The organism is Shewanella sp. M16, from assembly GCF_018224605.1.
Lineage (GTDB): Bacteria > Pseudomonadota > Gammaproteobacteria > Enterobacterales > Shewanellaceae > Shewanella > Shewanella oncorhynchi.
Genome location: NZ_JAGTUL010000039.1, coordinates 19,743 through 36,919, shown reverse-complemented (window position 1 = coordinate 36,919; position 17,177 = coordinate 19,743). Strand labels below are relative to the sequence as shown.

Genomic DNA, 17,177 nt, shown 5'->3' with positions numbered 1-17,177 from the left:
ATTTAAATCTATGGCTTATATTGTAAAATGTTAGAAAATGGACTTGTTAATAAATCGAGTTGTGCAATAAAGCCAATTCGTTCTTGAGCCATTACAAAAGTATCTAGTTCGAACATTCTAATAGTTTCTTTTCCCTTCCCACAGTCAGTCTTAGTTGGAATGACCTTTATAGGTTTATTTTTACTCGGTATAAACTGAATATAGTTATCAGGTAAATCATAAAAAGGGTGGATTATTTTAAATGTGCATTTTGAATAGTCTGCATTATACTGATTGATTACGTTTTTTTGCCCTTTTAGTCTTCGATTGCAAAACTCGCAAGACGCAAACAAATTATCAGAATTAAACATGAATTCTTGATAACCTTTTTTTGCAGCTTTATGAACAAAATGCTCTCTATCTTGAGACCTTCTAGAAAGACTTAGTCCACAATATACACATCTATTATTTTGGATTTTTAATAACTTCTCTAAAAGTTCTTTCTTGTACGCTTTCATTTCATCAGTTTTTAGTTCCCATAACGATGCTTTAAATGGTTTTAATGTTGTCAAGTAGTCAATAGATTTTTTAGATATACTGGGTAGTACTTTAATATTTAAATACCAATCAGAGATTATCATTGATGTAGCCTTTAACTGTTTCAATAAATTTATTTAATGGATCAGAATCATCTAGGACAAGAGATTGAAATTTAGAATTTAGCCTTCTTAATTCATTAAAATCACAGCTATCAGAATAAAGCATAGAGTGTGCTTTTTGTAGATCACTTTCCAAATAAAGGCTATTAAATGTCCTAACATTGAAAACTCTGTAAAGTATGCTCTCTGGGCTCCACCCTAATGTCGAACTAACTATATTATCAGCTTCAACCTTTCCATTCACCACTTTTAATGAAATCAGAGAGCTAGACTCCTTGTCTAACTCGGATATTAGGAAGTGTGAGTGTGTTGCAATTATAACATGGCAATTTTTTACATTACTTAGCATAGTATTTAGTAGTGAGAAGTATTTAATTTGCCAGTTTGGATGCAAACTAATTTCTGGTTCATCAATAATAACTAAACTGTTATTAGATACATACCTTATAAATGCTGTAAGACTATGGAGTAATAGTGCTTCACCGGAACTAGCATCTACAAAAGAATAATTAGAAGTTCGATCTGTTCTTGATAAGCTGAGAGAGACAGAACTTATTAGACCTACTCGGCGCAGTATATCCAAGTTTTCATAAGCATCTACGAAACCTTCGGTATTATTTGATACTATTACTTCAATGTAATATTCATTTTTATCAAACTTCCTGACAAGAGGAATGAAATTTTCGATAATAGATTTAGCTTGTTCCGATGAAAAACTTCGTATTTTATCAACTTGCATTCTAGACGTATTCTCTGAATATAATTTTATAAAATCGTGTAAATCCTCACCAGAACAGTCAGTTAAATCAAAGTTTTTAATATTTTTAAATTTAAATGTGATTCTAAACTGACTTGACAAATCAAGAAAGTCTAATATTTTTTTCACTTGTTTAGATTGGTTTTTTTCAATGCAAACTAACAGGTTGTCAATTGTTTTTCTCATCAAAGAGCTAGTCCATGATGCATTACTAGTTTCTCTTATTCCACAATATTGATAGTAGTCGTCATGGAACTTATTATTATCAGAAAATGGTAGTTTGTCATTAAGTGAGGTTGATATTGCCACGATATTACTAAAGGATTTGTCTTTCTCCGTATAATGTAATGTTATATTTTTTTGAACTATTTTTTCTGTCTTTAGTTCTCTAACTGTAGACAGAATATCATTAAGTAATCTAGTTTTACCGGTACCGTTCTCACCAATAATGACAGTTTTAAAGTTTGATGATTTAATCGCGCAATCATCTTCAATCAATTGGACTGTATCAAAGCTTTCACTGCTAAATGAACGTATATAAGTCATGTTTTTTATTATCTTTTAAAAAATATTATGTTATGAGGTTATTTGTGCAAGAGGTCTGCATTGCGACCTCTCTGTCTAATTTAAGCATAAATGTTAACTTTTAAAACTTTTATTTTAAATAATTAAGCCACATTCTTTATAAAGGAAATCATCCATCTCCTATGTTAAAGTAGGTTTGTAGTGGTGAACTAATTTTGGCCACATTTTTAGAATGTATTCCTCTCCTACACAAAAATGGCTGAAAGTTTGAGAGAGTTAAGAATTAAGAATTAAGAATTAAAAATTAAAAATGGGTATTTCAAGCTCGCCTTCACAAGAGTTAAGGTTAGCTTGAACTTCCAGAAACTTCATTCCCACATTGCAAATCTTATCTGCTAGTTCCTGTGTTTCTCTTATGATCTCAATATATCGACCTAGGCTATCAGGAGTATATTTCCGAATATAGTTGAGGTCAACGTAATCGTAGAATTGCGGACCGCCAGCTGATTCTTGTTTGAAGGTATTTAAAAAAATATCGATAGCGGCATACAGATTTTGTCTCAGCTCTTCCAAGTGAGCGTCTTGGAAGCGTAAGTTGGGGTGGTTGCGTAGATTAATGACGCTATATAACTGGTCGATTATTATATTTGGTACTCTAGCTCCAAATTGCTCGCTCTTAAGGTAGGATATGTATTTAAATGAAAACGCTGAGGAAAATTTATTAATTCTTCGTATGTCTGCATCAGAATATTGCACTTGATTTAAATTGCGAAGTTGTAGCCTTTTAGCTGCATTTTCCTCTGCAACTATCTTCCAGCCTTTCAGTGTATCAACGGGGTATTTCGTAAAATCTGCGTCAATTAGGCCACCATGATAACTACACATCCATATGCCATTATCAATACTCTTGCGCTTATCTGAAGTCATGTCAGGGTCGTACCTTGGTCCCCCCTTTGCCGCCGCACAGATATGAGCCGCCACTCCGCTTTTTACCTTGGCATCATCAGAAGCATTACTGGGGCCTATTGTAGCCTGATTACAGCCGGGGAATGAGCAAAACCAACCCACTCTGTCACCCAAGGTGCGCTTTACCGATTCAGTGAAATCATCTCTATTATTACCCATCGTGAAATCCTGTTATAAAAAATGCCTACATATCAATATATTCAGAGATATATCAGAATTATCATTGGTTAGCTAGCCAATGAACTAATATTTGATACAGCGGTAAGCTATGTCATCTTGTTGAGTATTGTGGCGTTAAAAAATTCCGCACATTGCCTACTTTTACTATGAGCCTTGAGCGGCATAAACAGCATGTCCGTTCCATATGTCATTTAACTGGTCAAGGACATTTATCAATGCAAGGGCCGTGGGAGGCGTTAAAAGGTCAAGCTGACTATTCTTGTCACTGGAAAGGTCGAGCAGGCCATCGCTAATTTTGTAATATCTGACACCTTCCCTAAATAGCGCCGATGCCCACTTCGGCACTGCTTAAGATCGCTCTATTGTGCTATTCATTCGATAGGGAAGGCGTATAAACGACTTGGGCCCTAATGTCTTTGGCTTGCAGAGAGCTTGCTAGTAGCGATTGCTACCATGTTAGTCTTACCACTAGTTTTTTTGATGTATTCATTCAAAAACTACTGGAATACAACACGCAGCTCCTAGAAGAGCGTATACAACTCAATGCTAATGAAACAAATAATTATCTAGAGTTATTAAACAGAAAGATTTGATGATTGAGAGCTGAGTGCTCTCTTGTAGCAGCATGTCTCTGCTGACGCTATGAGCATTAAATCTAAGACTAATAGATATGTGATTATTTATGCATGTTGTGCTGCATAAACTGAGTTTCGCACTAGTTTTTCACGATAATCTTCAAAACACATCGATTGAGCGTTAAAACTCGCAAAATATGCACTTTAATCATAATTAAAGTGCAGTTTCCTTGCGGATTTTGTAGAGTTTGCAGTTACTATCATTACAAATGAACAACTTAGCGTGTTCTTGTTATTTTTGATATAACTCAACTGCTCAATCTGTGAGCTCCTAGAGGGATGATGACTAGTTTTAAAGCTATTTCAGAACAGATGCGTAAGCTTGGAGCTTCACGGATATTTTTTAAATCGCTAGCTAACAATGATAACACCAAACAACAGATCTACTTGGGTTCGGAATTTGATGTGATTCGCTCGATTCCTTCTGGTGAGATTTATGCGGATGGCATCAGTAAAAAAGGCCCTATTTTTAAGGCACCATTGGATTTCTACTGGATGGACGAGGATGGGAATACTGATCGAGCGCCAAATAGCCAAATCATCTTATACCCAAAATATCCTGAAATTCGTATGTCTGGCTTTTTAGCTGGTACTAACCGAAAGTTAGACATAACACCTCGCCATTTGATGCAACCTCCAACACTAGAAGAACGAGCCGAAAGGATGGGGATGCATCGCTATCTAGTATTGGGTGTAAATAAAACAACCATTTGGGCATATTGCACATCATGGGAAGATGAGCTTGCATTGGAATTAAAACAGCTAGTCGTCGATAGCAAAGCAAAACTAGTTGCTTCTGTTTTTTATGAATCGATAACTGTTGGAAAAACTAGCGAAGATAAACTACTAGACAAATTGCGAGCCATCTATGAAGGCGGTCCAATTGAATCATGTCGATTACAAGCTGACGGTACGAAAATCCCTTACAAAGCTCAGAACGGCGGAGGTTATACACTAGAAGCACAGTTTAATATCACCCCTAACGGATGCGCTGATCCTGATTTTATGGATTGGGAGCTAAAGTCGCATTCTGGTTCAGTGGTTACATTAATGACACCAGAACCCAATACCGGTATTTATATTGAACATGGTTTAAAAACGTTTCTAGATTGCTATGCCACTAGAAAGCAAGAAGAGCGCTTAGACTTTGCGAGCCGTCACGATGTAAACAAAGAAAACAGCAAAACTAACCTAACCATGAAAATGGAAGGATACGATTCCAAGTCTGGAAAAATAACAGACCCTGATGGCGGCTTAATGCTGAGAGATAAAGATGGAAAATTAGCGGCAGGCTGGAGCTTCGATAAAGTCATTGATCACTGGAAGAGAAAGCACTCAAACACGTGCTACGTAACTTATACAGCAAATAAGGATAATGAGCTTCCACACTATTCGTATGGTCCCCAAGTGACATTGGGACAGGGCACATCTTTAGAACATTTTCTAAAATCGCTTTATAACTGTGCTATCTATTATGACCCGGGCATCAACATGAAGTTAGAGAGTGGTAAATGGAAACCGAAGAAACGAAGCCAGTTTAGGGTGAAGTGGAAAGATATTAATCAGTTGTATCGTTCGCTACGAGAACTCGATTTAAGAGAAGCTTAGTACTGGATATCCATACAATATAAAATTACTCTCTGGGAATTTTGTGTGATATTATTCACTCATAGCTCCCAGAAGATAGCATTATGTTGTATAACGAAATACTTATAGGTGATCAGTCTGACAAACTGAGAATTGAAACTAATAGAAAAGAAAGCGAGAAGCTACTTAATCTACTTATCGAGATTTATGATCAGAAAAATCTCGCTATTCGATTTCAGTCGCTTGGCGGCGATTTCACATCTGTGACGAGAGAGAAGCTTAATAAGTGGAAAGCTTCAGCTGAAGACCATCCAATCACTTTCCATGAAAGAGCGATTGCGCATCTTAGAGAAAACTTACTGCCTCGTAAACCAGCACACTGGGATAATCCTGATTTCACATTTATCGACTTATTCGCAGGTATTGGCGGAATAAGAAAAGGCTTTGAAGCAGCCGGTGGTAAGTGCGTGTTTACAAGTGAATACGATGCAAATGCTCGCAGAACGTACCTTGCAAACCACTTTGTTGATGATAACGAATTGCCTTACTTTCTAAACAGTGAGGAAGACGACCCGCATAGAAACAAATCATTTATGGATATCACAAAGGTAACAAGGAGTGGTGATGACAAAGCAACTGGAGACGAAAGAAAGCAAAGCATTCTGTCGCACATTCCAGAGCATGATGTATTGCTTGCAGGCTTTCCTTGTCAACCGTTTTCTCTGGCTGGAGTTTCTAAGAAAAACTCACTGGGTCGCGCCCACGGTTTTGATTGTGATACTCAAGGAACACTATTTTTTGATGTTGAACAGATACTTATAGCAAGGCAGCCAAAATACTTCGTACTTGAGAACGTAAAAAACCTTAAAAGCCACGACAAAGGAAATACATTCGCAACGATCATTAGAGCCTTAGATAAAGCAGGCTACTGGATTGCTGATATCAGCAATCAGCATAAAGATATTGAAGAAGCCATTAAAATTGTACGTATGCGTAAGCCTGAGCCGACAATCATTGATGGCGCAATATTTACGCCACAACACCGCGAACGTATCGTTTTAGTCGGTGTGAGAAAAGATGTGTTAGCAGCTAAACCTGAATTATCCAGATTAACTTTAAAAGACATCCCTAAGCCAGAGCGTCGCTATTCATTAGCTGATATTCTGCTTCCACTCAACAAAGCCGAGCAAGATAAATACACGCTTACGCCAAACTTATGGAACTACCTATACCACTATGCTCTCAAGCATCAGAGCAAAGGTAATGGTTTCGGTTTTGGATTAGTTGACCCTAAAAATGAACAAGCAGTAACTCGCACTTTATCTGCTCGCTATTACAAAGACGGTTCAGAAATTCTGATAAACCAAAATGGCTTAACGGATGAGTATCTTGAGCGTAGAAAAGAGTTCGCTATTCGCAAAAATCAAGATAGAGAACAGTTTGCTTTAGCGTTTGCGAATGAATGGAAGAAAGTTCACCCATCTTCGACTGAAGATGCTTTTAATGAACAGATTAAAAAAGGCGAGACTATGTATGATGAAAAGCACGGTCGTTATGCAGAGGAATTTGACTCCCAGTACCGCACTCCCCGCCGTTTAACTCCTCGTGAATGTGCGCGTTTAATGGGCTTTGAAAAGCCAGAAAAAGACAGAAGCGAAGCAGATACTAACTTCAGAATTGTGTGTGCCGACACCGCAGCGTATAAGCAATTTGGTAACTCTGTAGTTGTACCAGTATTTAGTGGTGTGGCTGATTTGCTGAAAAGATGTTTGTAGGGCGATGAAATAAAAAACGTCATCTTAGAGTTGCCGTTTCTGAAGCCTGTAACTTATTCATTAAACAAGTAAAAAAGTTGGTATGTGACTCATAGTCGGTTGCGGCTTCGCTATTGATTTGGGATTATCTTTCTCTTTAACTCTGCGAAGGGCTGGCTATGAGTATTAAACAGGCAACAGCGTTAACTTTAAGGCAATTGCGCAACGAGCTTGGACTAAGCCAAGAACAATTGGCAAGGAAGTCTGGCATTGATCGTACTTACATTTCAGGAGTTGAGCGCTCAGTTCGCAACATTACCCTTGATTCGCTCGAAGGGCTAATTGATGCGCTGGGTGTGAGTTCTGAAGAGTTTATTAATAGGTTACATATTGAGCTGATTAGACAGAAATCGTTGGATTCGGCCTCATAAGTATCAGCTGATTTATTTACCCCGTGTAGATTGCTGAACCAGTCTTTGTTCTCACCTACATAGGTCGTCATCATACGATAATGTTTCACAATAGGCGTGGTATCAAAACCCTCATCGAGTACTAAAAGTGGTGTTATCCCAACTCGTTAACTAACGCAATCATTGAGTTATCGTACTTTTTATTTCCTTGGATAACTCTATTGGCTTCTGTTTCGGCTGCGTACCAAGCCTGACCTAGCTCAGAATCAGGAGCTTGCTTGTAGGACGCATAACATTCTTCGGGGTCTAAATCGTGTTCCTCAAAGTAAAGAACCGCTAATTCCAATCCCTCTTGCGCTAGATAGTCAGGAACATCACCAACTCCTTCAGCACCTAATTCAAATTTATCCATCATTGTTTTCCTATGTTTTCTTTCGATTGAGGCGTTTGCAATAGCCTTCGCTAAATCGCTCAGGATTGTGGTCCCATGATTAATGGGCTGAGGCTAACTGTCTCAGATATGCCGTTAATTCAGAGGGGCTTTCAGTCGCCAATACTACTTCGCTATCTTCACCTGTGTAGATTTCTGGGTCAGTTTCTGTACCTTCATTGATTGCCGTCATCACAAGGTAGCGTTCTTGCCCGAGTTCGCGGCTATCAGGTTCTTCATAGTCGACCCAAAGGACAAGGTACTGAGAACCTGCTTTAAAGGTAAAGCTTGGGCTGACGTCATTGTGCCAGCTCTTATCTGTCAACCAAGGAAAATCTGCGAGGTTAAAGCCTAAATTAAAGTCTTCACCAAACTCGCGTTTATAGTGTGTCATTTCAAGCTCCTGAGTTTTATGTCGGTATCCTATCATTTGAAACCATCCAATGGCGAGGGTATGACAGAACAATGGCTTGTTGATTTGCCAGTCTCTTATTTACAGAAAGGTATTCATTTCAAAGGTAATCTTTAGACTAGAAGCTGTAGGCATTCGCTCTTTATCTGCAATGCCTACCTCATGGTGAGATCCGTTACTTTTGTTTTCCTCTCACCATCCTGACGTATAGATAAAGGACTGGTCCATTCCAGCGGCCATGACCATCATAGAATTGGATAAGCCACTTGCCGCCAAACTGGCTATTATCGCTGGCAGTAGATGTCCAATAGCCAGCATAGTCAGGTGTCTGTGGAAATGCTGCTTGCGCTAATGTCGGGCTTTCATAGTTACCTTCACACACATTATCGTTTGGTTTCCAATAACTTGGTTTACCTGATGAACAATAAATCAGTGAACTTAATTCCTCTTTTGTGGGTAAGCGCCAGTCGGTGTGGTTACCATCAGAGATAGACATTCCCGTTGCATATGGCCAGATAAAAGTAGTTGGATTGCCTTTACAGCTACCGTCTTGCCAAGTCTGTCCTACGCTACAGCGCATCCACATGAGTTTGGTTTGCGTGTCGGTGATGGTGCCATTGCCGTTATCAATATACCGCTCTGCAAGTGTACCATCGCCAATTTTGGTAAACGTGGCATTGATTTGACAATCTGATGTCACTGTTCCTGTGGTGTACTCATTGTTATTGAGCGTGCCATTACAGCCTGTGACGGATTCAATTTTATAGCCGATGTCCGTTGAGAGGTTAAAGCTGGCGTGGGTGTTATAACTGACATCAATACTCTCGGGACTGATTTTGCCTCCGGTTGTTGCTTGCGTGGTGATTTTGTATGTACTGAGTTTGAAAGATACGGTGACCGCGCACTGGGCATTTATGACCGCCGTTTTATAGCTGTTTTGAGTTAATGAACCGCCGCAACCACTGATATCATCGATTTGATAACCGGTATCGGGTGTCACAGTGAAGGTGGTTGCATAGCCGGATTCAACCATGTTGATTGCAGGGCTGATTTTTCCGCCAAGGCTTGCCGTCGCTGGGATGCTGTAGACCGTTGGGGTGACTTGTCCGTTGTCATCGCTGCTGTCACCCTCCGAGCCGCCACAGCCAGCGAGTAATGTTGCCGCGACTATGCTTAAAAGCAGTGGATTTGCCTTTGATGGCGGTGTCTTTATCGCCGTTATGGCGTGTTTGATGCTTGCGTGAATGCACTTATTCATAGGTGTTCCCTGTTATGTTGTCCTGATTAAAGCAGGCTGTTGGTCTTGATGATTACTTCGTTATTTGATTGAGGAGGATGTTTTCCGGTGTGAATATTTCGCCGATAGCCTTGTTGAGTGAGTTGCTGTAGATGTCATCTAGGGCATTGTTGGCGGTGATATACGGGGTGTACTCTTTACCTTCTCCCAATGAGAGTTGCCACCTTGCGGTATTCACTTCAAAGGTATCGTCGAGATTGATGAGGAACTGAATCGTCAATGATGCGTGTGTGACCTGAGAGATAAAGGCTTCATCGACTTTTCCAGTTACCGCTTCAGAGGCTTTTTGACCCACTTGCTTGAAGTGTTTCAGCTTCATATTGCAGGTATAGACAACCGTGGTAATGCCATTGCTGGCTTGTTGCTCGTCCCAAGCCGTATTGGCGCAAGGTGTCCATTTATCAAACGCCTGACCTATGTTGGTTTGCTTGTAGTCTTCGAGGAAACCCTCTTTTACATAGATAATATTTAATGGTTCACCGAAACGAATGCCGAGAATGATTAAGACGATAAGGAACGCAACAAACGTAACAACCGCAGAGGATATGATACCTAACCAACCCGTCATCCACTTTGGCATCCAAGGCCATATAGTTTCACCGAGCTTGTAATAGCGGTAATAGTCATAATTAGCCGTAAGACCAAAGACAATAGAATTGATGATAAAAGGAAGCTTGCTCAGGTTCTTGTCAGTAATGAGTGATGCAACTGCTATGATTATCAGGTTCAGCAGCATTAGCATGAGAAACAGATAAATGCCTTTCTTCCACATGCCCTTAGCGAAGTAGTACCCCGTGCCAAACACGAATGCGAGTGCATTCATGTTAACCACATTCTGCCCCTTTATTTGCTCCTTTTTAGGCCTTGAGGTATGTGCAGGACTTTTTGCTGAAGCAAAATAGCCCAACTTGTCAGCTTGTCTTAGGTCAAATTCAGCAAACACCTTTTGCCAGCCTTTACTTAAATCATCATAGAATTTCACTGTCGGTTTAGTGGCTGCTGTAACAGGCTTAGCTTCAATCGATGGCTTCGCTACTTGTTGTGGTGTAACAGGGGCGGTGGCTACAGGGACTGCCGTTGTGGCTTGAGTTGTCACGGGCTTGATGTAGGTAATGATACCCACACCGTTCAGCTTGGCTTTTAGTGCGTTAGCTTCACTTTCGCTCAGAGCTTTCTTAATGCATATCGGGTTACCTGAGAACAACAGATGTGCTTTTTCTTCTGGGACTTTCAAAAACTTTGCCAGTGCCTGACTCAGCTTATGACGGTCTTTCCCTTCAGCTATCTCACCTTTAAAAATGACGTTGTAGGAGTTCATTACCTTTCCTTGTGATACGTGAAGAGCAATCGGCTTTGCTAGACATGCAGAACTCAGGTTTGCTCAAGGACTTAAATGAGGATTATATGCACTAAATGCGGATTATAATCCGTGGTTAGTTGGTAAGCAAATTCCCATAGTGGTTGCCTTGTGACGAAGGAGACACTATGAAAACATTAGCGACTGAATTTGGTCATGCGATGCGCAAAATGAGAAAGCTCAGAGGCTTATCTCAAGATGAATTGGCGTTACGTGCAGAGATTGACCGCAGTTATATCGGCCGTATAGAACGAGCGGAGGCGAACATCACCCTCGATATGTTGTACAAGATTGCAGAGGTGCTCGACTGTGAGCCACATGAGTTGCTGCCGAGTCGAGCATCACTAAAAGGTCAGGTGTTACCTAAATCTTAAATACAACCCCGCTGTTTGTAGCGGCTTGCCATTAGTAAATGTTTTTGTGAGTGCCTGTCTGAAAAGACTATTGATGATTTTTTAGATCTATCCATATTTTTGTATCATTACTTAGCTTCACTAATATGAATTCGGTGCCGAGAATGGTTTTTGTGTCGATGGGTCCTAAAACGATCATGTTCTCTTCGAGCCAAATACACTCATTATCTAATATCTTTAGAGAGGACACGTAATCCTCCTTTTTGGCAAGCTCCATGAATTTAATCCATGACGAACTAGAGGGGCAACCGGAACCACCATATTTAAATGTTATTTTGGATGGTGTTGCGTACTCTGTAGTTTGATAGTTATTTCCGCAGGGCTCATCTGAATATGAAGTTACTCCATTCATTTCACATTTATATATCTCGGATTTGACATTGGAACTCACCATTAAAGCAGAAAATAATAAGTACTTAAGGTAAGGCCTGAGATGTTTTAGTTTTGTTTTCATATGACATCCTCTGTCAAAATAGGGAGTTATATCTTAGTTTTACAGTTACCTTTTAAAAAGCTTCTTTTTGATATTTTTCAGTGTTGCAGGTGTCTCCTGTACTTAGGCATCAAATGCTAATTCTGAGTTAAATACAACCACGTTGTTTATAGTTGAGGTGCCACTCTTTAAAGAGTGCCGAACGCTTAGTGTCAATTATTCTCTTCCGAGTGATGCTTTTCTCTTTTACTACGGGGCCATCCTTACCAAGGTCAACACCTGACAGTTCTTTGCTGTACATTTTCGGCGTCACGTGGCTGTAGTGCTGTTCAATCATGGCAATGCTAGTGCCACATTGTTTAGCCAACACTTCCATGCTGACGTTGCCTGACATCAGTTGCCACGTAATGTAGGTATGGCGTAATGAGTAAAGTGTTCTAACGCCATGGGGGGATGACTTTAAACCTGCTTCGGATATGGCCTTTTCAAAAGCTTTACCCAGTTCATTGGTGGTTGAACCATCAGCTAAGCGAAACAGCTTGTCAGAAGGCTTTCTGTTTGGGAATCGGTCACGTAATGCATTAACACTGGAAAAGATTTCATCGCGACATATCACTTCCCTTGTGCCTGTGTGCTTAACCGTTTTACCTTTGGTAACCGTAATAGAAAAAACAACATCGTGTTCCTTGGACTCCATTTGAATATCACCCCACGTAAGATGTTCCATCTCAGTCCCAGGTCGAATACCTGTATAGACCGCAAACTCCATGTAATCGATGAGTAGCTCACGAATTTGGCGGGTTTTCTCCTTACGGCTATTTTGCTCAAGTGCTAATACGGCATCGAATGCCTTTTCATATTCTTCATGTGAAAAATGCGCTCGCCGCTGTGAGCCCGCCCCTTTAGTCGACAATGATGGCACTTGAGCCGCTAACATCCATTTATGGTCAACCGCTTCTTTAAACACTAACTGCATAGCGGCATTGTGGTTTAGCAGTGTTGATTTGGCTGGGACTCTATCAAATTGTTCAATACGCCATTTATCAAATTCACGCAGCTTCTCACTATCAATTGAGGTAATGTAAGTGCGGTCGAAAAAGGGGATATGGTACTTACGTAATACCTGAATATAGGTTTTGTAGTTAAGTGGTGCCGTCTCGTTATCGAGCGCTTCTTCCATAGCGCTAATGGCTTTTTCAGCCACATCACGAAAGCGTTTGGAACTCACCAGCAGATTACGGTCTGCCATGAACTGGAATTCCATTTGAATCCGATAGGCCATGCCAATGGCTTTCTCTTTTTCTTTCTGCTTGGTGGCTCTGGCGTGCCACTTACCCGCGACTTTAGTGCGAGCATACCAACGTTCGCTATTGTCTTGCAGGTAGATGTATAATTCGTCGGAAATATCGTGTCGTTCGACCTGTTTGCTCATAGTCAGTTTCTGATGTTGGCTTGCAAAGAATTTGCAAAGTTATGCATTAGTTAAATCTAATGCAGATAGGTGCATGAAAAATAATAACAAAAAAAGTCAGATTTAGTAATAAATTTGACGCGCTTTATTCAAAATCCCGCGCCCTTAAAAGCGTGCCGGTTCGACTCCGGCCACTGGTACCACTTCAAAGCCGACCTTAGTGTCGGTTTTTTTGTATCTAAAATTCAGTCATGTTAGATACTTACCAACTCGCTACTTTGCTAGAGTTCATCATTCACCTTCCAGCAAAGCACCACACTGGGCATGCTTGCCTAGGTCAAATCTTTGATGGTGGTTGTTTTTCCATTTTCCATCACCGACTTAATCCCGTTATCTCTCGCAGCAGTGCTCGAATACATTTGGCTAGTGCCTATGATTTGATGGTTGGCTGCTTTGAGGTTGAAATAAGGCTTCTCGTTTTTCGCCACTTCTTTGGCATATCGGGCTTCGATTGGGGAGTTGGTTTGCACGGATTCAATACCGTTCAACGCACCACTCTTACCTGTGTAAAGCTCGCTGGTGAGAATGACCTCTCCATTTCCCGCCTTTAATACAAACTTAAATTGCTCATTACTGCTTTTACTTAATTCATACCATCCTGACATGGGTTTGCTCCTTATTCTTTAAGACAGTCCATAGCGCAAGCAAGGAAGACATTTCCTGCTTGAGCATCAGTGTAGTCGATTTCATTTTATTTGAGATGTGACTTTTACGGCGGTTTTGAGTGTTTTGAGGGTTAATCTGGTGACACACTGACATTAAAAACGTCTAACTCTTGCCAGTAGCACAGGAAGTTTTGTTCCCATATCGGGTAAAACTCTACTGCCGCCTCAATGACGAGTAGGCCACTAATGCTTTGAAATACGCCGCAGCTAAAGTCAAAGTCCAGTTCTTTAACCAACTCCCATTGTCCCATTTGGCCGACATAGCAAAAGTCTGTGATATAGCATAACTGCCAGTGCTCGGCGTGTTTCTCTAGCCTTATCTCCACAGGATGAAAGCCACCCCGTTGTGGGCTGTAATCTGGATCGCGAAAGTTAATCGTCACGGCATTGTCGGCTTGGTTTGTGATAAACGGGATTAATGCCAATAGCAGTCTGTCAGAGACAGGCAATGCCAGCTCTTTATTAATGGTATTCATTGTGTGTCCTTAGTCGGTGTTAGAACAAATCGCTGTGGGTTTCACGAAGGCTAGTAAAGCGGTTAAGGCCAATAATCACATGGTCGAGGACATTGATATCCAGCACTTTGGCGCACTCAATGACTTTACGGGTGAATTGGATATCGCTAGTGCTTGGTGTTGGATCGCCTGAAGGATGGTTATGAACAAGGATAACGCTGGGCATATTCAGAATAACTGCCGTGCGTAACACTTCGACGGGTCGCATACTGATGCCGTTCACGGAACCTGTCGCCACGACTTCTACGCAATTAATGGTGTGCTGGGTTGTCAGGTTTGCCACGATAAACATTTCTTTGGTTTCATGCTTTAGGTAGTCAAATAGCTGCGCGGTATCTTCAGGTCCTGTGATGGCTTGCTCGGCCAAGGCGCACTGGGTTTCTTTGAACTGATATTTGACATTGATTTCTCGGATAATCGCCATGGTCTATCCCTATAGGTGCTAAAGACTCAGGAGCGAAAGGGCTTCCTTCTGCTCCTGATAGTGTGTGCATTACTTGGTGGTTTTGGCTGAGGTATCGCTCTTCGCCTCACTCTTTGATTCTTTACTGGCCTCAGCACTAGCCTTAGCTTTCTTGGTCGGGAACTTGGCGGCCTTGAGGATGAACTCATCTAGCTCACCTTTCTCCACAGCATCGATAATCAGCTTGATGGTGTCAGGTAGCAGGGCTTTATCACCGACATCAATGGCGGGTTTATCCTTTACCAATTCGATAGGCTTAATCCCGATACGGACTTCGAAGTAATAGTGACCTTCACTGTCGTAGTACCATGGGCGCACTGTGATACGGCGGCGTACCTTCTTACGCTCTCCTGTCTCAGGGTCTTTGACGCTTTTCTCGCGGTAGGCTTCAAACTCGCTGCCTTGAATAAAGCATTCGGCCATATCCAATTGCTGCTTCAGCTTGTCAACCAAGCGGGTTCTTTTGCCGATGATAGGTGGCTTAACGGCGATTTCAGGGCGCGCGATAACCTTGAGCGAACTCAATAATGTTGTCATGGGTTGTTCCTTTTGTGGTTTAGTGGGTTGTATTGCTGGGTTTAGTTAATAAAGCCAATGCGGCGCGTGGCTTGTTTACGGTTGTTTTCTTGGGTTAACAGGGTAATAGCGGTGGCTCTGTGGTTGTGGTTAGGTTGAAATAACATCCGCCTTGCTACGATAGCGAAGTCGCCGGGCGTTAATTGTTGTAGTGCGTGAAGTTGGTCAACCTCTATCACTGTGAGCTTGTTAATTCCTAGCACCTGTCGATACAAGGTCTGGCGCTGGCTTTCAGTCAGATAGTCACAGGTCAGTTTAAAGTCAAAGCGGCGCATCACTGCGCTATCGATAGCGCTGAGTGCATTGGTCGCGGCAAACACAGGCATGGTGTTGCATTCAAGCTGTGACAGCAGTTCGTTGATGAGCTGCACTTCATACTGCGCTTGAGCGCTCTCACGCTGACTGAGCAAGCTATCGACTTCATCAAAGAGCATTAGCTTCTTTGTTCTGTGCGCTTCTCTAAACAGCGCAGCAATGTTCTGCTCGCTCTCACCGACATACTTACTCAGTACATCAGAGCACTTGATGTGCATGATATCCATGCCATGGGTTTCAGCTAAGTGATGTACCCAGCCTGTTTTACCTGTACCTGGGGGACCATTGAGTAACACCCTAACAGGCAGACTGTTGGCTATCGCGGTATCGATATCACTGATAATCGTATGTGCATCTTGTCCGTCGATAGCGTTAAGGTTTAAGCAACTCGGGTCAAAGCTTAGCTGGCCTTGATACTTAGCCGCTGGCGGCTCTTCCCCGCAGGCTTCAAGGGTGGCATCAATAACATCCAATACCACGATTTCAGCCTCATCCCCTGTTAAAGCTAAGGTACTCGCCACATGGGCGGCATTCGCAATATATGCCGGAGCGGCATTAGATTTACTGGCTAACACCAAGCGAAACGCATCCGATACCTTAAGTGATTTGAGCATGGTTTTACTCATGGCAAAGCTAAAGGCTTCATCGGGTACAGGGATTTCCATCACTAACTTAAAGCGGCGTATGTAGCTTGGTTCAAGTTGGGATACATGGTTAGTAATCCAAATAGCAGGCACAGGATTGGTTTCCAGTAAGCGCATTAAGCCTTCTTTAGAGTAATGCTCATCGGCATGCTTAAACACGCTTTCGCATTCATCGACCAATAACAGGCTTTCATCTGAGCCATCGAGCAAGCTTTGCAGTAGATTAAGGTAGGTTAAGCGCTGGCTAGTCGGCTCTTTACTCAAGAACTCCTCAGTCACTTTGCCATCCTCAAACTGCACACTTTGCACTTCCACTAAGCTGCGCCGCAGTGCCTTTGCTAAAGTACGAGATAGCTCGGTCTTGCCTGTTCCCGCAGCCCCATAGAGTAAAATGTTAACCCCTTTAAGCCGCTGAGCCATGGCAGCCCTTAGATAGCGATACACTAAATCGGCATTCACATGCTTAAATTGCTTCAGCTTGAACTGCGCCGCGGGGCTGTGTTTGATAATCGGCGCGAGCAAGGCTTCACGGCGAGTGAGCTTTTCAGTCACCAGCAATACCCTAAACGGCTCGGGTATTCTCAACAAATGCGGTAGGAGTAATAGCGCATGGTCAATAAAGCGGTTATGGGCTAAAGGTTGTAGCTGCTCATGGATAACATCACAGTCCAGCCCCGTTTCTTGCTCTAACCTGTTCTGGTCTAATCCCATCGGACACTTAATTTTGAGACAGT

At 41.7% G+C, this 17,177-nt stretch carries 18 protein-coding genes; 4 read left to right on the top strand and 14 right to left on the bottom strand.

Annotated elements, in window-relative coordinates; all coding sequences use genetic code 11:
• Nucleotides 1-8 precede the first annotated feature (8 nt).
• The 3 genes from KFE26_RS19635 to KFE26_RS19625 form a co-directional block, all read right to left on the bottom strand.
• Nucleotides 9-620: a retron system putative HNH endonuclease gene (locus KFE26_RS19635; protein WP_212601438.1), complete on the bottom strand. Its 612-nt coding sequence runs from the start codon at nt 618-620 to the stop codon at nt 9-11.
• Complete coding sequence (locus tag KFE26_RS19630) at nt 607-1,941, bottom strand: AAA family ATPase (RefSeq protein ID WP_212601437.1); 1,335 nt, start codon at nt 1,939-1,941, stop codon at nt 607-609. The genes KFE26_RS19635 and KFE26_RS19630 overlap by 14 nt, the downstream gene beginning before the upstream one ends.
• Nucleotides 1,942-2,217: 276 nt before the next feature.
• Nucleotides 2,218-3,045 (bottom strand): hypothetical protein, encoded by an 828-nt coding sequence (locus KFE26_RS19625; RefSeq protein ID WP_212601436.1) that lies wholly within the window; start codon nt 3,043-3,045, stop codon nt 2,218-2,220.
• A gap of 938 nt (nt 3,046-3,983) precedes the next feature.
• Between KFE26_RS19625 and KFE26_RS19620 the strand changes: the two genes are divergently transcribed.
• From KFE26_RS19620 to KFE26_RS19610, 3 genes are all read left to right on the top strand, one after another.
• Entirely contained in the window at nt 3,984-5,309 is a 1,326-nt protein-coding gene (locus KFE26_RS19620; RefSeq protein WP_212601435.1) for an MvaI/BcnI family restriction endonuclease, read from the top strand.
• A gap of 83 nt (nt 5,310-5,392) precedes the next feature.
• Nucleotides 5,393-7,063 carry a DNA (cytosine-5-)-methyltransferase gene (dcm, locus tag KFE26_RS19615; RefSeq protein ID WP_212601434.1) on the top strand — a complete coding sequence of 557 codons (1,671 nt, stop codon included), beginning with the start codon at nt 5,393-5,395 and terminating at the stop codon, nt 7,061-7,063.
• A 158-nt stretch (nt 7,064-7,221) separates the two neighbouring features.
• Entirely contained in the window at nt 7,222-7,473 is a 252-nt protein-coding gene (locus KFE26_RS19610) for a helix-turn-helix domain-containing protein (protein WP_131525888.1), read from the top strand.
• Between the two features lie 133 nt (nt 7,474-7,606).
• Here the strand turns inward: KFE26_RS19610 and KFE26_RS19605 are convergent, their stop codons facing one another.
• From KFE26_RS19605 to KFE26_RS19590, 4 genes are all read right to left on the bottom strand, one after another.
• Nucleotides 7,607-7,864: a hypothetical protein gene (locus KFE26_RS19605; RefSeq protein WP_212601433.1), complete on the bottom strand. Its 258-nt coding sequence runs from the start codon at nt 7,862-7,864 to the stop codon at nt 7,607-7,609.
• Between the two features lie 79 nt (nt 7,865-7,943).
• Nucleotides 7,944-8,276: a hypothetical protein gene (locus tag KFE26_RS19600; protein ID WP_212601432.1), complete on the bottom strand. Its 333-nt coding sequence runs from the start codon at nt 8,274-8,276 to the stop codon at nt 7,944-7,946.
• Nucleotides 8,277-8,469: 193 nt separating this feature from the next.
• On the bottom strand, nt 8,470-9,552 hold the full coding sequence (locus KFE26_RS19595) for a DUF1566 domain-containing protein (RefSeq protein ID WP_212601431.1): 1,083 nt from the start codon (nt 9,550-9,552) through the stop codon (nt 8,470-8,472).
• Between the two features lie 52 nt (nt 9,553-9,604).
• On the bottom strand, nt 9,605-10,909 hold the full coding sequence (locus KFE26_RS19590; RefSeq protein ID WP_212601430.1) for a DUF2628 domain-containing protein: 1,305 nt from the start codon (nt 10,907-10,909) through the stop codon (nt 9,605-9,607).
• A 167-nt stretch (nt 10,910-11,076) separates the two neighbouring features.
• On the opposite strand from KFE26_RS19590, the gene KFE26_RS19585 reads away from it, so the two are divergent.
• Nucleotides 11,077-11,322 carry a helix-turn-helix domain-containing protein gene (locus KFE26_RS19585; protein ID WP_011847735.1) on the top strand — a complete coding sequence of 82 codons (246 nt, stop codon included), beginning with the start codon at nt 11,077-11,079 and terminating at the stop codon, nt 11,320-11,322.
• A gap of 67 nt (nt 11,323-11,389) precedes the next feature.
• On the opposite strand, the gene KFE26_RS19580 is transcribed toward KFE26_RS19585, so the two are convergent.
• The 7 genes from KFE26_RS19580 to KFE26_RS19550 form a co-directional block, all read right to left on the bottom strand.
• Nucleotides 11,390-11,815 carry a DUF4124 domain-containing protein gene (locus KFE26_RS19580; protein WP_212601429.1) on the bottom strand — a complete coding sequence of 142 codons (426 nt, stop codon included), beginning with the start codon at nt 11,813-11,815 and terminating at the stop codon, nt 11,390-11,392.
• A 127-nt stretch (nt 11,816-11,942) separates the two neighbouring features.
• Nucleotides 11,943-13,226, bottom strand: a complete 1,284-nt coding sequence (locus KFE26_RS19575; protein ID WP_212601428.1) for a site-specific integrase — start codon at nt 13,224-13,226, stop codon at nt 11,943-11,945.
• A gap of 311 nt (nt 13,227-13,537) precedes the next feature.
• Nucleotides 13,538-13,870 carry a YegP family protein gene (locus KFE26_RS19570; protein ID WP_011847750.1) on the bottom strand — a complete coding sequence of 111 codons (333 nt, stop codon included), beginning with the start codon at nt 13,868-13,870 and terminating at the stop codon, nt 13,538-13,540.
• Between the two features lie 131 nt (nt 13,871-14,001).
• A complete protein-coding gene (locus KFE26_RS19565) occupies nt 14,002-14,406 on the bottom strand; it encodes a DUF2787 family protein (RefSeq protein ID WP_212601427.1) in 405 nt (134 codons plus the stop codon).
• A gap of 19 nt (nt 14,407-14,425) precedes the next feature.
• Nucleotides 14,426-14,869, bottom strand: a complete 444-nt coding sequence (locus KFE26_RS19560; RefSeq protein WP_212601426.1) for a JAB domain-containing protein — start codon at nt 14,867-14,869, stop codon at nt 14,426-14,428.
• Between the two features lie 69 nt (nt 14,870-14,938).
• Entirely contained in the window at nt 14,939-15,445 is a 507-nt protein-coding gene (locus tag KFE26_RS19555; protein ID WP_212601425.1) for a hypothetical protein, read from the bottom strand.
• Between the two features lie 41 nt (nt 15,446-15,486).
• Nucleotides 15,487-17,154, bottom strand: coding sequence for an AAA family ATPase (locus KFE26_RS19550; protein WP_249195848.1), 1,668 nt, complete (start codon nt 17,152-17,154; stop codon nt 15,487-15,489).
• Between the last annotated feature and the right edge of the window lie 23 nt (nt 17,155-17,177).

Bases quoted from the DNA above. Each gene is read 5' to 3' on its own strand.
- KFE26_RS19635 (WP_212601438.1), bottom strand. From the start codon at position 620: ATGATAATCTCTGATTGGTATTTAAATATTAAAGTACTACCCAGTATA.
- KFE26_RS19630 (WP_212601437.1), bottom strand. From the start codon at position 1,941: ATGACTTATATACGTTCATTTAGCAGTGAAAGCTTTGATACAGTCCAA.
- KFE26_RS19625 (WP_212601436.1), bottom strand. From the start codon at position 3,045: ATGGGTAATAATAGAGATGATTTCACTGAATCGGTAAAGCGCACCTTG.
- KFE26_RS19620 (WP_212601435.1), top strand. From the start codon at position 3,984: ATGACTAGTTTTAAAGCTATTTCAGAACAGATGCGTAAGCTTGGAGCT.
- dcm (WP_212601434.1), top strand. From the start codon at position 5,393: ATGTTGTATAACGAAATACTTATAGGTGATCAGTCTGACAAACTGAGA.
- KFE26_RS19610 (WP_131525888.1), top strand. From the start codon at position 7,222: ATGAGTATTAAACAGGCAACAGCGTTAACTTTAAGGCAATTGCGCAAC.
- KFE26_RS19605 (WP_212601433.1), bottom strand. From the start codon at position 7,864: ATGGATAAATTTGAATTAGGTGCTGAAGGAGTTGGTGATGTTCCTGAC.
- KFE26_RS19600 (WP_212601432.1), bottom strand. From the start codon at position 8,276: ATGACACACTATAAACGCGAGTTTGGTGAAGACTTTAATTTAGGCTTT.
- KFE26_RS19595 (WP_212601431.1), bottom strand. From the start codon at position 9,552: ATGAATAAGTGCATTCACGCAAGCATCAAACACGCCATAACGGCGATA.
- KFE26_RS19590 (WP_212601430.1), bottom strand. From the start codon at position 10,909: ATGAACTCCTACAACGTCATTTTTAAAGGTGAGATAGCTGAAGGGAAA.
- KFE26_RS19585 (WP_011847735.1), top strand. From the start codon at position 11,077: ATGAAAACATTAGCGACTGAATTTGGTCATGCGATGCGCAAAATGAGA.
- KFE26_RS19580 (WP_212601429.1), bottom strand. From the start codon at position 11,815: ATGAAAACAAAACTAAAACATCTCAGGCCTTACCTTAAGTACTTATTA.
- KFE26_RS19575 (WP_212601428.1), bottom strand. From the start codon at position 13,226: ATGAGCAAACAGGTCGAACGACACGATATTTCCGACGAATTATACATC.
- KFE26_RS19570 (WP_011847750.1), bottom strand. From the start codon at position 13,870: ATGTCAGGATGGTATGAATTAAGTAAAAGCAGTAATGAGCAATTTAAG.
- KFE26_RS19565 (WP_212601427.1), bottom strand. From the start codon at position 14,406: ATGAATACCATTAATAAAGAGCTGGCATTGCCTGTCTCTGACAGACTG.
- KFE26_RS19560 (WP_212601426.1), bottom strand. From the start codon at position 14,869: ATGGCGATTATCCGAGAAATCAATGTCAAATATCAGTTCAAAGAAACC.
- KFE26_RS19555 (WP_212601425.1), bottom strand. From the start codon at position 15,445: ATGACAACATTATTGAGTTCGCTCAAGGTTATCGCGCGCCCTGAAATC.
- KFE26_RS19550 (WP_249195848.1), bottom strand. From the start codon at position 17,154: ATGGGATTAGACCAGAACAGGTTAGAGCAAGAAACGGGGCTGGACTGT.